The sequence below is a fragment of the Streptomyces sp. NPDC001292 genome (assembly GCF_042896465.1).
Classification (GTDB): Bacteria; Actinomycetota; Actinomycetes; order Streptomycetales; family Streptomycetaceae; genus Streptomyces.
In genome coordinates, this window is sequence record NZ_JBIAXG010000040.1 from 18,252 (window position 1) to 31,609 (window position 13,358).

General features: G+C 72.2%; 13 protein-coding genes. 6 read left to right on the plus strand and 7 right to left on the minus strand.

All coding sequences use genetic code 11. From position 1 onward, the window contains the following. Positions 1-106: 106 nt before the first annotated feature. The gene (locus ACFY4A_RS32175) at positions 107-1,225 is read right to left on the minus strand and encodes a hypothetical protein (RefSeq protein ID WP_390832841.1); all 1,119 of its coding nucleotides are present in this window, start codon (positions 1,223-1,225) and stop codon (positions 107-109) included. A 130-nt stretch (positions 1,226-1,355) separates the two neighbouring features. On the opposite strand from ACFY4A_RS32175, the gene ACFY4A_RS32180 reads away from it, so the two are divergent. Beyond that, positions 1,356-2,510: a cystathionine gamma-synthase gene (locus tag ACFY4A_RS32180; protein ID WP_390832842.1), complete on the plus strand. Its 1,155-nt coding sequence runs from the start codon at positions 1,356-1,358 to the stop codon at positions 2,508-2,510. Positions 2,511-2,513: 3 nt separating this feature from the next. On the opposite strand, the gene ACFY4A_RS32185 is transcribed toward ACFY4A_RS32180, so the two are convergent. The 3 genes from ACFY4A_RS32185 to ACFY4A_RS32195 all read right to left on the minus strand — a co-directional run bounded on the left by ACFY4A_RS32185 (position 2,514) and on the right by ACFY4A_RS32195 (position 4,019). Beyond that, positions 2,514-2,762 (minus strand): hypothetical protein, encoded by a 249-nt coding sequence (locus tag ACFY4A_RS32185; protein WP_390832843.1) that lies wholly within the window; start codon positions 2,760-2,762, stop codon positions 2,514-2,516. Positions 2,763-2,863: 101 nt separating this feature from the next. Continuing rightward, complete coding sequence (locus tag ACFY4A_RS32190) at positions 2,864-3,367, minus strand: sigma factor-like helix-turn-helix DNA-binding protein (RefSeq protein ID WP_390832844.1); 504 nt, start codon at positions 3,365-3,367, stop codon at positions 2,864-2,866. A gap of 154 nt (positions 3,368-3,521) precedes the next feature. After that, positions 3,522-4,019 (minus strand): MarR family winged helix-turn-helix transcriptional regulator, encoded by a 498-nt coding sequence (locus ACFY4A_RS32195; RefSeq protein ID WP_390832897.1) that lies wholly within the window; start codon positions 4,017-4,019, stop codon positions 3,522-3,524. Between the two features lie 161 nt (positions 4,020-4,180). Between ACFY4A_RS32195 and ilvA the strand changes: the two genes are divergently transcribed. The 3 genes from ilvA to ACFY4A_RS32210 all read left to right on the plus strand — a co-directional run bounded on the left by ilvA (position 4,181) and on the right by ACFY4A_RS32210 (position 7,506). Further along, positions 4,181-5,410 carry a threonine ammonia-lyase gene (gene ilvA, locus ACFY4A_RS32200; protein ID WP_390832845.1) on the plus strand — a complete coding sequence of 410 codons (1,230 nt, stop codon included), beginning with the start codon at positions 4,181-4,183 and terminating at the stop codon, positions 5,408-5,410. Between the two features lie 222 nt (positions 5,411-5,632). After that, a complete protein-coding gene (locus ACFY4A_RS32205; protein WP_390832846.1) occupies positions 5,633-6,652 on the plus strand; it encodes an ATP-binding cassette domain-containing protein in 1,020 nt (339 codons plus the stop codon). Further along, positions 6,649-7,506 carry an ABC transporter permease gene (locus ACFY4A_RS32210; protein ID WP_390832847.1) on the plus strand — a complete coding sequence of 286 codons (858 nt, stop codon included), beginning with the start codon at positions 6,649-6,651 and terminating at the stop codon, positions 7,504-7,506. Before ACFY4A_RS32205 ends, ACFY4A_RS32210 begins: the two co-directional genes overlap by 4 nt. 104 nt (positions 7,507-7,610) lie before the next feature. On the opposite strand, the gene greA is transcribed toward ACFY4A_RS32210, so the two are convergent. Together greA and ACFY4A_RS32220 are read right to left on the minus strand one after the other, a co-directional pair. After that, entirely contained in the window at positions 7,611-8,108 is a 498-nt protein-coding gene (gene greA, locus ACFY4A_RS32215; RefSeq protein WP_390832848.1) for a transcription elongation factor GreA, read from the minus strand. A 176-nt stretch (positions 8,109-8,284) separates the two neighbouring features. Further along, entirely contained in the window at positions 8,285-8,683 is a 399-nt protein-coding gene (locus ACFY4A_RS32220) for a DUF4307 domain-containing protein (RefSeq protein WP_390832849.1), read from the minus strand. Positions 8,684-8,884: 201 nt separating this feature from the next. Here ACFY4A_RS32220 and mca point away from each other — a divergent pair, with 201 nt between their 5' ends. Beyond that, a complete protein-coding gene (gene mca, locus ACFY4A_RS32225; protein WP_390832850.1) occupies positions 8,885-9,763 on the plus strand; it encodes a mycothiol conjugate amidase Mca in 879 nt (292 codons plus the stop codon). A gap of 6 nt (positions 9,764-9,769) precedes the next feature. Next, entirely contained in the window at positions 9,770-10,015 is a 246-nt protein-coding gene (locus ACFY4A_RS32230; RefSeq protein ID WP_390832851.1) for a hypothetical protein, read from the plus strand. A gap of 23 nt (positions 10,016-10,038) precedes the next feature. On the opposite strand, the gene ACFY4A_RS32235 is transcribed toward ACFY4A_RS32230, so the two are convergent. After that, positions 10,039-13,242, minus strand: a complete 3,204-nt coding sequence (locus ACFY4A_RS32235) for a tetratricopeptide repeat protein (RefSeq protein ID WP_390832852.1) — start codon at positions 13,240-13,242, stop codon at positions 10,039-10,041. Between the last annotated feature and the right edge of the window lie 116 nt (positions 13,243-13,358).

Genomic DNA, 13,358 nt, shown 5'->3' on the forward strand with positions numbered 1-13,358 from the left:
ACTCCGCCGCCGGGTCCTCGGACAGGGTCCACGGCACGGCGCCCACATGGCCGTCGACGTGTATCAGCTGGCTCATGGCCTCCGCCCAGCGCTCGGCCGGGGCCGCTCAGTGGTGCAGCGTCGCCGGGCTGCCGCCGTTGGCCTCGTAGCCTGCCACGGCCAGGGCCCGGTAGACGGCGAACTCCGCCGCCGGGTCCTCGGACAGGGTCCACGGCACGGCGCCCACATGGCCGTCGACGTGTATCAGCTGGCTCATGGCCTCCGCCCAGCGCTCGGAGCGGACCAGGAAGAAGAGCAGCAGATGGCGGACGTGGGCGAGCATCGGGTCGTCGGGGCGGGCCGCGTGCACCGCGAAGAGCGCGCCGTGGACCGCCTTGGTCACGACCTCGCTCTGGTAGAAGCCCCTGACCAGGTTGACCTCGGGCAGGTGCTCGAAGACCGCGAACAGCGGCATGGCCGCCAGCAGCGAGCCGCGGGGCGCACGGGCCGCGGCGGCCTCCGCGAAGGAGTACGCCAGCTCACGCGAGCCGTGCCACTTCTCGCCCCAGTAGTGCAGGGCCGCCAGATGCGCCCCCGTGTGGGCCGGCGCGCGGTCGAGGATCTTCAGCCACAGCTTCTCGAACTCAGGCTGCGAGTACGCCAGGCCGCGTGCCACGGACAGCTCGACGACGTACGGGACCGGGTCGCCCGGGGCCAGCAGCGCCGCCTGCCCGCAAGCCTCCCGGGCCTCCTCCATGATGATCCGGAACTCGTCCGTGCCCGGCGTCGCCGTACGCCACGCCTGCTGCACCAGGAACTCGGCGTGCACCGCCGCGCCGCCCGGGTCCTTGGGCGCCTCTGCCCGCCACACCCGCAGCCACTGCCCGCCGGGCGTCTCGCTGACCCCGCCCGGCCGCTGCTGGAGCTCCAGCGAGGCCGCCCCGGCGAAGGCCTGCACACGCTGCCAGCGCAGCTCGCCCTCCTTCTCCGTGCCCGCGAGGAGCTGGGAGGCGGCGCGGTAGTCCTGGGTGCGCTGCACCAGCTCCAGGACGTCCAGCAGGTCCTGGTCCGGTCCGGGCATACGGACGTCGAGCTCCTCCTGCCGGACGAATCCGTAGTTCGCCGGGTCCGCGGCGTCGGGGTGTCCCGGTGGCACCTGCTCGATGCCGGCACGCCTGCGCCTGAGGAACGGGACCAGCACGAAGCCCAGCATGGCCAGCGCCATCAGGACCCAGAAAATCTCCATGCGACAAGCGAACCAGACGGCGCCGACACTTGGCCAACCTGTGCCGCGCGCCTGTGGAAAACCCGGCCTCCCGTGCGGCCCGGGGCCCGCCGTCCCGCACCGCCCCCACAAGCGCACTACCCTCGGGCCCATGAGCGACAGGCACATCAGTGAGCACTTCGAGACGCTCGCGATTCACGCGGGCAACACCGCCGACCCCCGGACCGGGGCGGTCGTCCCGCCGATCTACCAGGTCTCGACCTACAAGCAGGACGGCGTGGGCGGACTGCGCGGCGGCTACGAGTACAGCCGCAGCGCCAACCCGACCAGGACCGCCCTGGAGGAGAACCTCGCCGCCCTGGAGGGCGGCCGCCGCGGACTCGCGTTCGCGTCCGGACTGGCGGCCGAGGACTGCCTGTTGCGTACCCTGCTCAGCCCCGGCGACCACGTGGTCATCCCCAACGACGCCTACGGCGGCACCTTCCGCCTGTTCGCCAAGGTCGTCTCCCGGTGGGGCGTGGAGTGGTCGGTCGCGGACACCGCCGACCCGGCCGCGGTACGGGCCGCCATCACCCCGAAGACCAAGGCCGTGTGGGTGGAGACCCCCTCCAACCCGCTGCTCGGCATCACCGACATCGCCGCCGTCGCCCAGGTCGCCCGGGACGCGGGCGCGAGGCTCGTCGTCGACAACACCTTCGCCACGCCGTACCTCCAGCAGCCGCTCGCGCTCGGCGCGGACGTGGTCGTGCACTCGCTGACCAAGTACATGGGCGGTCACTCGGACGTCGTCGGCGGCGCGCTGATCGTCGGCGACGCCGGGCTGGGCGAGGAACTGGCGTTCCACCAGAACGCGATGGGCGCCGTCGCCGGCCCCTTCGACTCCTGGCTGGTGCTGCGCGGCACCAAGACGCTCGCGGTGCGCATGGACCGGCACAGCGAGAACGCGACGAAGGTCGCCGACATGCTGTCCCGGCACGCGCGCGTGACGCAGGTCCTCTACCCGGGCCTGTCGGAGCACCCCGGTCACGAGGTGGCCGCCAAGCAGATGAAGGCCTTCGGCGGCATGGTCTCCTTCCGGGTCGAGGGCGGCGAGGAGGCGGCCGTCGAGGTCTGCAACCGCGCCAAGGTGTTCACGCTCGGCGAGTCCCTGGGCGGTGTCGAGTCGCTGATCGAGCACCCCGGGCGCATGACGCACGCGTCCGTGGTGGGCTCCGCCCTGGAGGTCCCCGGCGACCTGGTGCGCCTGTCCGTGGGCATCGAGAACGTCGACGACCTGCTCGAGGACCTGAAGCAGGCCCTCGGCTAGCGGTCACCAGCCGGTCACGGGTGGAGTCGTCTGCGACGGCGGCTCCACCCAGGGGCGGGTCGTGAACGCCCACACCGTGAAGGCGACGGCCGCCGCGGCCAGCACCAGCCACATCATCCGGCGGGCGGCCGTGCGGCGGCGCAGCATCCGTCCCCCGCGGCGCACGGCGTCCTCGTACAGCTCCGCGGGCACCTGCGGCGGACGCTGTTCCAGGACCCGCCGTACGGCCTCCTCCCGTTCGGCCCTGTTCACGGCAGCCTCCACTTCCCCGGTCGTGCCCACAGAATTCCACCGGCCACACTTGCCTCTCAGGCCACCCCAGCCGCTCTTGCCGCGCACACCGCTCGCTCCGCTCATGACCGTGCCGCCTCGGCGTCGCCGACCGCCGGTGCCGGGTCCGCGGGAGCGCGGGTGAGCGTGGTGATCGCGCGGTCGCAGATGACGCGGACGCGGTCCGTGGGCAGGCCCAGGAGGGCCGCCGCCTGTTCCTCGGCCACCCCCTCGTACAGCCTGAGGACGATGATCAGGCGCTCCTGGGCAGTGAGCGCGGCCAGGGCGCCGGGTGGCCTCCGGCGGGCGCGGCCCGTACCACCGCGCTGGTACCACGCCTCGCGGGCGAAGCGGGCGGCGAGATGCCGGCGGGCGTGGTTGTACGGGTCCTCGCCGCGCAGCCGGTCCCAGCACGCGTACGTGTGCGCCAGGGCGAGGGTCAGCAGGCGCCGCGCGCGCGGGTTGTCGCTCGGTGCCTCGGCGGTGAGCAGCGTGGCGGCATGCAGCAGCCGCCCGGCCGCCCCCGCGACGAACGCCTCGAACTCCCGGGCCCGGCGAGCGCCTCGAGCCGCCTGCCGTTCTCGCACCGCGCCTCCCCCCAAGGGCGATCGTGACCGCGGACCCGTTCTCGTACGGTCGCCTGAACCGTGTACGACGAGGGCCCGGTCTCATATGAGGGCAGGGACGGCCCGTCGGTCAAGAGCCGTACTCACACCCCTCCGCCCGCGCCCGGCCGCGGCTTCACGAGGCCGAGGGCGAGTCCGTCTGCGGTACGCCCTGGCGGGCGGAGAGGGCGTGGTTGAAGCGGGTCAGCAGTGAGCAGAAGGTCTCGCGCTCCGTCGGTTCCCAGTCGTGGGTCAGCTCGGCCATCAACTGCCGCCTGGACGAGCGGACCTCCTCCAGCCGCGACAGCCCGCGCGGGGAGAGCTGGAGCACCACGGCCCGCCCGTCCTCGGGGTGCGAGGTGCGCTTGACGAGGCCGGTGTCGACGAGCGGCGCCACCTGACGGGTGACGGTGGAGGAGTCGATGCCCATGCTCGCGGCGAGCGCCTTGACGCCCATCGGGCCCTCTTTGTCGAGGCGGTTGAGCAGCAAGTACGCGGCGCGGTCCATGGAGTTGCGCACCGGTCCGACGCCGCCGAGCCGGGTCTGCTCGGCCCGGCGGGCGAAGACCGCCACCTCGTGCTGGAGGGTGTCCAGGAGACCGGTGTCACCGACGGTCGTCATGTCCGTCGACATGTCGGGTGTTGTGGGCATGGCCGGGGGCTCACTTCTGGAGAGCTGCTGGGTTGGGGGACAGGTTACGCGGCCGGGGGGCGTGTCGTACCTGCACTGCGCGATCCGGTCTCGGAGGATGGTCACAACGGCGTCCGCGGCCCGTGAACTGCGAGACTTGAGGCATGAGCTACAGCACGGCCGGCTCCCCCTGGCCCGTCACCCTGGACGACGTGCGCGGCGCGCAGAAGATGCTCTCCGGGGTGGCGCGGGTGACCGCGATGGAGGGCAGCAGGTACCTGTCCGACCTGGTGGGCGCGCCGGTGCACCTGAAGTGCGAGAACCTCCAGCGGACGGGTTCGTTCAAGCTGCGCGGCGCCTACGTGCGGATCGCGGGACTGCTGCCCGAGGAGCGCGCCGCCGGGGTGGTGGCCGCGAGCGCCGGCAACCACGCGCAGGGTGTCGCGCTGGCGTCGTCGCTGCTCGGGGTGCACTCCACGGTGTTCATGCCGAAGGGCGCCCCGCTGCCGAAGATCAGCGCCACGCAGGACTACGGCGCCGAGGTGCGCCTGCACGGCCAGGTGGTCGACGAGACGCTGGCCGCCGCCCAGGAGTACGCGGCCCGGACGGGCGCGGTGTTCATCCACCCGTTCGACCACCCCGACATCATCGCGGGCCAGGGCACGGTGGGCCTGGAGATCCTGGAGCAGTGTCCGCAGGTGGGCACGATCGTCGTCGGCATCGGCGGCGGCGGGCTCGCGGCCGGCATCGCGGTGGCGGTGAAGTCGCTGCGGCCGGACGTCCGGATCGTCGGGGTGCAGGCGGCGGGCTCGGCGGCGTACCCGCCCTCGCTGGCGGCAGGCCGCCCGGTGACGGTCGGCACCCCGGCGACGATGGCCGACGGCATCAGAGTCGGGCGGCCGGGCGATGTGCCGTTCGGGATCCTCCGCGAACTGCTGGACGAGGTGCGCACGGTCACGGAGGACGAGCTGTCCGCCGCGCTGCTGCTGTGCCTGGAGCGGGCCAAGCTGGTGGTCGAGCCGGCCGGGGCGAGCCCGGTCGCCGCACTGCTGGGCTGTTCGGGGCCCCTGGCCGGTCCGGTGGTGGCGGTGCTGTCCGGCGGGAACGTCGATCCGGTGCTGATGCAGCGGGTGCTGCGGCACGGCATGGCCGCGCAGGGCCGCTACCTGGCGGTCCGGCTGCGGCTGACCGACCGGCCGGGCGCGCTCGCCACGCTGCTGGGGGTGCTGTCGGCAGTCGACGCGAACGTGCTCGACGTCAGCCATGTCCGGACCGACCCGCGGCTCGGGCTCGCGGAGGCGGAGGTGGAGCTGCACCTGGAGACGAAGGGGCCGGCGCACTGCGCCGAGGTCGGCCAGGCCCTGCGCGAGGCCGGCTACACGGTCATCGACTGATCCCGCCCTCCGCCGGGCGGTCGGGCGGCGGGCGGAACGCGGAGGCTATCAGCTCTTCATCACTCGTTCGAGTAAATCCGTTGAGTGGACGCGATACATCGCGTTACGGTGTGTGGTGTTCGGAGGCGGCCTGCGCGGACGCGGCGCGGGCGAAAATTCCCAGCGGAACAACAGCAGCCTCTCTAGGCTTTTCCGACCATCCCCGACGACGTGGAGACTCATATGCCAGGCGCCATCCATGCCGAAGGTCTGGTGAAGACCTTCGGCGACGTAAAGGCTCTGGACGGCGTCGACCTCGATGTCCCCGAGGGCACGGTGCTGGGACTGCTCGGGCCCAACGGCGCGGGCAAGACCACGACCGTCCGCTGTCTGACCACGCTGCTGCGACCCGACAGCGGCAAGGCCGTGGTCGCGGGCCTCGACGTTCTCAAGCACCCCAACGAGGTGCGGCGTTCGATCGGCCTGTCCGGCCAGTTCGCCGCGGTCGACGAGTATCTGACCGGCCGCGAGAACCTCGAGATGGTCGGCCGGCTCTACCAGATGAGGGCCGCGGCGGCGAAGACCAGGGCGGGGGAGCTGCTGGAGCAGTTCAACCTCGCCGACGCCGCGGACCGGCCCGCGAAGACCTACTCCGGAGGCATGCGCCGCCGGCTCGACCTGGCGGCGGCGCTCGTCGTCTCCCCGCCGGTGATGTTCATGGACGAGCCGACGACCGGCCTCGACCCGCGCAACCGCCAGCAGCTGTGGGAGGTCATCAAGCAGCTGGTCTCCGGCGGCACCACGCTTCTGCTCACCACGCAGTACCTGGAAGAGGCCGACCACCTGGCGCACGAGATAGCGGTGGTCGACCACGGCCGGGTCATCGCCCGGGGCACCTCCGACCAGCTCAAGGCCCGCACCGGCGGTGAGCGCGTCGAGGTCGTGGTGCACGAGCGTGAGCACATCCCCACCGCTGCCGAGGTGCTGCGCGGCTTCGGCAAGGGGGACACCACCGTCGAGGAGCACACCCGCAAGATCACCACGCCCGTCACCGGCGGCGCGAAGCTCCTGGCCGAGATCATCCGGGAGCTGGACACCCGCGGCATCGAGATCGACGACATCGGTCTGCGCCGCCCGACCCTCGACGACGTGTTCCTGTCCCTGACCGGCCATGTGGCCGAGGTCAAGGAGGAAAACGGTACGAGCGGCGCCCAGGGCGCCGACGCCAGGGACCGCCGGCGCAAGAAGGAGACCGTCAAGTGAGTGCCGCCACCGACAGCGCGCGGATCGCGCCGCCCGGCAACGCCCTGACCCAGTCCGTCCGTGACTCGATGGTCGTCGCCAAGCGGAACCTAATCCGCATGACCCGGATCCCCGAGATGGTCATCTTCGGGCTCATCCAGCCGATCATGTTCGTGGTGCTGTTCACCTACGTGTTCGGCGGCTCCATGCAGGTCCAGGGCACCACCGATCCCAGCGTCTACAAGAACTTCCTGATGGCGGGCATCTTCGCCCAGACCGTCACCTTCGCCACCGCCAGCTCCGGCGCCGGCATCGCCGACGACATGCACAAGGGCCTCATCGACCGGTTCCGCTCCCTGCCGATGGCACGCGGCGCGGTGCTCACCGGGCGCACCTTCGCCGACCTGGTGCAGACGGCGCTGACCCTGTTCGTCCTCGCCGCCGTCGCCCTGCTCGTCGGCTGGCGCGTCGGATCGTACGGCGACACCAACGTCGGCCGGGTGCTGGCCGCCTTCGGCCTGCTGCTCCTGCTCGGTTACGCGTTCACCTGGATCGGCGCCCTGATCGGCCTGTCGGTCCGCACGCCCGAGGCGGCCACCTCCGGCGGTCTGATCTGGCTCTTCCCGGTGACGTTCGTCTCCAACGCGTTCGTGGACTCCGGCAAGATGACTCCGTGGCTGCGCCATGTCGCGGAGTGGAACCCGTTCAGCGCCACCGTCCAGGCCTGCCGCGTGCTCTTCGCCAACCCCGGCCAGTCCACGTCCTCCGCCTGGCCGATGCAGCACCCGGTCTGGGCCTCGCTGATCTACTCGGCGCTGATCATCCTGGTCTTCCGCACCCTGGCGGTGCGCAAGTATCGCTCGGCCACGGCCTGAGCGCGAGCGACGGCGGAGCCGGCCCGCCATCAGCGGTCCGGACATGACGAAGCCCCCGGTGCTCACGGAGCGCCGGGGGCTTAGCCGGAAGGCGGTGCGGGGACTCAGCCGCTGTACGGCTCGGCCTTGAGGATCTTCACCGAGGCGACCTTGCCGTTCGGCAGCTCGTACTCCGCGTCCTCACCGACCTTGTGGCCGATCACACCGGAGCCCAGCGGGGACTGCGGCGAGTAGGTCTCGATCTCGGAGCTCGCGTACTCTCGCGAGGCCAGCAGGAAGGTCAGGGTGTCGTCCTCGTCGCCGTCGAAGGCGATCGTGACGACCATGCCCGGCGCGACCGCACCGTTCGCGGCCGGCGGCTCGCCGACCTTGGCGGTCTCGAGGAGCTGGGTCAGCTGGCGCACGCGGAGCTCCTGCTTGCCCTGCTCCTCCTTGGCCGCGTGGTACCCGCCGTTCTCGCGCAGGTCGCCCTCCTCGCGCGCGGCCGCGATCTTGGCGGCGATCTCCGTGCGCGCAGGACCAGTAAGGTACGCAAGCTCGTCCTTGAGCTTGTTGTACGCCTCCTGGGTCAGCCAGGTGACGTTCTCGCTGGTCTGGGTCACAGGTGCTCCTCGTCGGTGCTGGGAATACAAAGCATCGCCCTACCCAGAAGAATGTTCCCTCATGGGTGGGCGAAACCACGAGCCTAACAATTCAGGGCTCAAAGGGGGAGGACATAAGCCGTGAGACCTGAGTCGACGCAGGTCAGCGCCCGCGTATTCCGGTCGGCGCCGACGCGTCACCCGGCGCTGCAGCCCAGCAGCTCGGCCGTCGTGCCCCGGGCCGTCGTCCGCAGGGTGAGCACCTTGTCGACCTGCGAGGCGTGCTCGTCGAAGCGGAAGTCCGCCCGGCCGACCTCGGAGCCGTCGGCCGCCTGCGAGCGCAGCGTGCAGTAGCCGCGGGCGTTGGCGTCCTTGTGGACCTCCAGATGGATCCGCACCGCGTCATCCGACGTCTGGAAGGTGACGACCTGCGCGCTGATCTTGTTCTGGCCGACGTAGTGGTAGGCGAAGTAGCCGATCAGGGCGAGCAGGGCCGCGCCGAGGACGGCACCCGCGATTTTGAGCTTGTGATCGGCGCGCTCGTCCGGGGAGCGGCCGTAGCGGCCCTCGGGCAGCCGGGTGCTCGCCGTGCTCATGATCGTCCTCTCGGCCGGTGCGGGACGGGCGTCCCGCGGGGGGCTTCCGGAGCCGGACCCCGGAATTATTCGCCCCCCGATTCGGTCACTATAGAAGCCCCCGCCCGCCCGACCGATCGCCACCCCGGACCGATCTCCCCGCGGGACGGCACCGTTGACTGCCCGCCGAACCGGGCACCGACTTGACCTGAGGACTGAGCCTTGACTGACCAGCTGCGACTGATGGCCGTGCACGCGCACCCCGACGACGAGTCGAGCAAGGGCGCGGCCACCATGGCCAAGTACGTTTCCGAGGGGGTGGACGTGCTGGTGGTGACCTGCACGGGCGGAGAGCGCGGCTCCATCCTCAACCCCAAGCTCCAGGGCGACAAGTACATCGAGGAGAACATCCACGAGGTGCGCAGGAAGGAGATGGAGGAGGCCCGCGAGATCCTCGGCGTGAGCCAGGAGTGGCTCGGCTTCGTCGACTCCGGCCTGCCCGAGGGCGACCCGCTGCCCCCGCTGCCCGAGGGCTGCTTCGCCCTGGAGGACATCGACAAGGCGGCCGGCGAACTGGTCCGCCGGATCCGCTCCTTCCGCCCCCAGGTGATCACCACCTACGACGAGAACGGCGGCTACCCGCACCCCGACCACATCATGACCCACAAGGTCTCGATGGTGGCCTTCGAGGGCGCCGCGGACGCCGAGAAGTACCCGGAGGAGGAGTACGGCCCGGCCTACCAGCCGCTGAAGCTGTACTACAACCAGGGCTTCAACCGCCTGCGCACCGAGGCGCTGCACCAGGCCATGCTCGACCGCGGCCTGGAGTCCCCCTACGGCGAGTGGCTCAAGCGCTGGGAGGAGTCGGGCCACAAGGAGCGCACCCTCACCACGCACATCCCCTGCGCCGACTTCTTCGAGACCCGCGACAAGGCGCTGATCGCCCACGCCACGCAGATCGACCCCGACGGTGGCTGGTTCCGGGTGCCGATGGAGGTCCAGAAGGAGGTCTGGCCGACGGAGGAGTACGAGCTCGCGAAGTCGCTGGTCGACACCTCGCTCCCGGAGGACGACCTCTTTGCGGGCGTCCGGCAGCTGTGAGGGACAATGCCTGACATGAGTGCAAGCGTGAGCCTGGCAATGACGCACCTGGTAACCCTCGCCGAGTTCGACAAGAACAAGGTCACCCCCGGCGTCCTCGGCTTCGTCGTCTTCGCGGTGATGGCCCTCGCGGTGTGGGGCCTGATGAAGTCCATGAACCGGCACATGGGCAGGATCGACTTCAAGGAGGCCCCGGACCCCGCGGCGCGGACCGGTGCCGCCTCCGGCGAGGCCAAGGCCGAGCGGGGCTGACACCCGGGCGGGCGGTGCCGCTCTCAGTTCCCGCCGTCCGGCACCGCCACCCCCATCACCTCCCGCGCGTGCCGCTCGGGCACCATGCCCAGGCGCCAGGCCTGCCAGCCCGCCTCCAGACTCACGCCGCGCTCCAGGAGGAGCCGGTAGGCCTCGACGTAGTCGTTCAGCTTCCCGTCGCGCAGCGGATGGCCGCCGCGGGCGAGCTGGGCCAGCTCCTCCTGGGCCACCGCCGTGCCGACCTCCGTACCGCCGGGGGCCGCGTACGGGAGCAGGGTGCAGCGCAGGAACCGCGCCCAGTCCTCACCGCGGCGGTCACCGTAGGAGGCGAACAGGGCCAGCGCCTCGTCGCACAGGGACAGCGCCTGCGGGGTGCGCGCGTTCCCGGCGTCCACCACGGCCAGCTCCAGACACGTCCACGCCTCGCCGTGCGCGACACCGATGCGCTGGAAGTCGGCGCGGGCGTCGACCAGGAGCTGGCGGGCGAAACCGGAGTTGCGCAATGAGCCGGTCTGCGCCGCCCGCTGGTCCCGGGTGACCCGGGCCGAGTGATGCCGGGCGCAGGCCAGCCCGTACACGTCCCGCATCCGGGAGAACATGGTGCGGGCGCGCTCCAGCTCGCGCACCGCCTGGTCGAGTGTGCCGGTCTCCTCCAGCGCCTGACCGAGGTAGTACAGCGTCCACGCCTCGCCGCGCGCGTCCTCGTTGTCCCGGTGCCGTGCCGCCGCCTGCCGCAGCTCCTCCACCGCCTCGGCCGTTTCGCCGGCCAGCAGCCGGGCCCGGGCCAGCTGGGTGAGGGCCCAGGCCTCGCCGCGGGCGTCCCGGGTGCGGCGGTAGCGTTCCAGCGCCTCGCGCAGGTCCGCTTCGGCGCGCTCCACGTCGCCCCTGCGCAGCGCGAGCTGTCCCAGCTGGAAGTGGGCCCACGCCTCACCGTGCACCGACCCGCCCTCCCGGTGCAGCACCAGCGACTGGGTCAGCAGCTCCAGCGCCTCGGCCAGGTGCGCCCGGTCCCGCTCCACCGCCGCCAGCGCGTGCATCGTCCAGGCGCGGTCGGTCGCCAGCTCGGGCGCCGCCTGAAGATCGAGGGCCTCCCGCAGCCGGGCCGCCGCCTCCGTCAGATTGCCCTGGTGGTGCAGCGTGATGCCGAGCGAGTTCAGCGCGCGGGCCGCGCCCGCGTCGTGGTGTGCTTCCCGGTAGAGGTCGACGACCGAGGCCAGCGTGGTACGCGCCTTGTCCAGCTCGCCGAGCTGGCGGGCCGCGATACCGGTACGCCACTGCACCGACCGGACCAGCAGCCCCTGGTCGACGGCCTGGGTCAGCTCGCTGATCTCCCCCAGCCGGTACAGGTCGCCGCGTAGCAGGCAGTAGTCGCACAGGGCGCCGAGCAGGTTCAGCACGGCCCCCTGGTTCACGCCCTCCGCGTGCCTGAGGGCCGCCGTGATGAAGCTCGACTCGTCGTCCAGCCAGCGCAGCGCCTCGTCCAGGGAGGTGAAGCCGTGCGGGCTGAAGCGGTCCGAGCGGGTCGACATGTTCCCGTCGACCAGGCGCAGCACCGAGTCGGCCAGCTCGGCGTAGTTCTCGATCAGCCGCTCCTGCGCGGCCGTCCGCTCGCCGGGATCCTCCTCGTCCAGCAGACGCGCGTGGGCGAAGGCCCGCACCAGGTCGTGCAGCCGGTAGCGGTTGCCCCGCACATGGTCGATCAGGCCCGCCCGGGCGAGGGCCGCCAGGTGCTGGTTCGCCTCCGTCTCGTCCGTGGCCAGCAGAGCGGCCGCCGCCGCGCCGCCCATCGAGGCGCGTCCGGCCAGGGCGAGCCGCCTCAGCAGCCGGCGGACCTGCTCCGACTGGTCGGTGTAGCGCAGCCACAGCGCCCGCTCCACCGGTTCCACGGGGCCGTACGCGCCCAGGTCCGTGGCCAGCCGGCGCGGTGAGCGCGGGCCGATACAGGAGCCCGCAATGCGCAGCGCCAGCGGAAGTCCACCGCACAACTGCGCGATCCGGTCGGTGGATTCCGCGTCGTAGGGTCCCGAGCTGTCCTGTGCGGCGGCGGCCAGCAGCTCCTCCGCGCCCACCGCGTCCAGGGCCTGGACGGGCAGCTGGTGCACCCAGGCCGGCAGGTCGGCGGGCAGCCGGAGCGGCTCGCGGGCGGTGACCAGGACCAGGCTCTCGGACCGCTCGGGGACCAGCGCGCGGACCTGCTCGGCGTCCGAGGCGTCGTCCAGCACGATCGTGACCGGCAGGCCCGTCAGATGCTGGTGGTACAGCTCGCCGAGCCGTTTGAGCTGCTGCTCGGGGGAGGAGCGTTCGCGGAACAGCAGTTGCTCGCGGGGCGCGCCGAGCCGGTTCAGCAGGTGCAGCAGGGCGTCGCGGGTGGGCAGCGGCGGCTCCTCCTGGCTGCCGCCGCGCAGGTCGACCACGACCGCGCCCCGGAACTGGTCCTTCAGGTCGTGGGCCGCGCGCACCGCCAGCGTGCTGCGGCCGGAGCCCGGCGCTCCGTGCAGGACCACGACGGTGGGCATGGTCTGGGTGGACGCGCGGGCCGCCTGCACCCACTGCCGGATCCGTGCCATCTCCTGCCGCCGCCCCGCGAACACGCCCACCGGCTCCGGAAGTTGGCCGAAGGACTGCTCGAGGACACTGCGTCTGCGGGCCGCCGCGCTCTTGTCCGTGCCGCGCAGGAGGGGCGCCGCCTTCTTCGGCGCGGTGGACGCGCTCAGCACGCGCTGCTGGTCGAGGAACGGACGGATGCCGCGCACTTCCAGCGCGGTCAGCCACTGCAACCGCAGCTGCTCCGGACCGCCGGGCTGGCCGGCCGCCCCTGCCCGGCGGTGGGCCGCGGGCAGATGGGCGGCGGTCACCTTCACCACGGTGGCGGCGGCGCCCACCACCCCGGCGGTGACGCCCGCACCGACGGCGGTGCCGCCGTCGGTGCCCAGCGCCAGGTCGGCCACGACGGCGGCGAGCCCCGCAACCCCCGCGACGAGCAGGGGAGTTCCGCCGCCCTCGCGGGCGTAGCGCTGGGCGAACGTGAGCTGGCCCGCCGCCCCCTCGTCCAGCGCCCGTGTGTAGGCCGCGTACTCCTCCGCCGCGGTCTCGGCCATGGTGTCCAGCGCGCCGCGCGCCCGGGACAGCAGCACACTTCCGTCCACCCGGCCGCCCGAGCGGCGAACCTCCTCCTCCACGGCCCGATTCAGCAGCCGCTCGGCGTCCGCCCGATGGCCAACCCGCATGTCCCGTCCCCCTCCGGCGACAACTCCGTTTCCTACGAGTGTCCTTCGGCTCGGGCGGGAGCGCGAGGGGGCGGCGATCACCGGTGGCCCCGACCGGGCACCGACCGCCCGTGGGG

Excerpts from the sequence above, each read along its gene's own strand:
- ACFY4A_RS32175 (WP_390832841.1), bottom strand. The coding sequence starts at position 1,225 with ATGGAGATTTTCTGGGTCCTGATGGCGCTGGCCATGCTGGGCTTCGTG.
- ACFY4A_RS32180 (WP_390832842.1), top strand. The coding sequence starts at position 1,356 with ATGAGCGACAGGCACATCAGTGAGCACTTCGAGACGCTCGCGATTCAC.
- ACFY4A_RS32195 (WP_390832897.1), bottom strand. The coding sequence starts at position 4,019 with ATGTCGACGGACATGACGACCGTCGGTGACACCGGTCTCCTGGACACC.
- ilvA (WP_390832845.1), top strand. The coding sequence starts at position 4,181 with ATGAGCTACAGCACGGCCGGCTCCCCCTGGCCCGTCACCCTGGACGAC.
- ACFY4A_RS32205 (WP_390832846.1), top strand. The coding sequence starts at position 5,633 with ATGCCAGGCGCCATCCATGCCGAAGGTCTGGTGAAGACCTTCGGCGAC.
- ACFY4A_RS32220 (WP_390832849.1), bottom strand. The coding sequence starts at position 8,683 with ATGAGCACGGCGAGCACCCGGCTGCCCGAGGGCCGCTACGGCCGCTCC.
- ACFY4A_RS32230 (WP_390832851.1), top strand. The coding sequence starts at position 9,770 with ATGCCTGACATGAGTGCAAGCGTGAGCCTGGCAATGACGCACCTGGTA.
- ACFY4A_RS32235 (WP_390832852.1), bottom strand. The coding sequence starts at position 13,242 with ATGCGGGTTGGCCATCGGGCGGACGCCGAGCGGCTGCTGAATCGGGCC.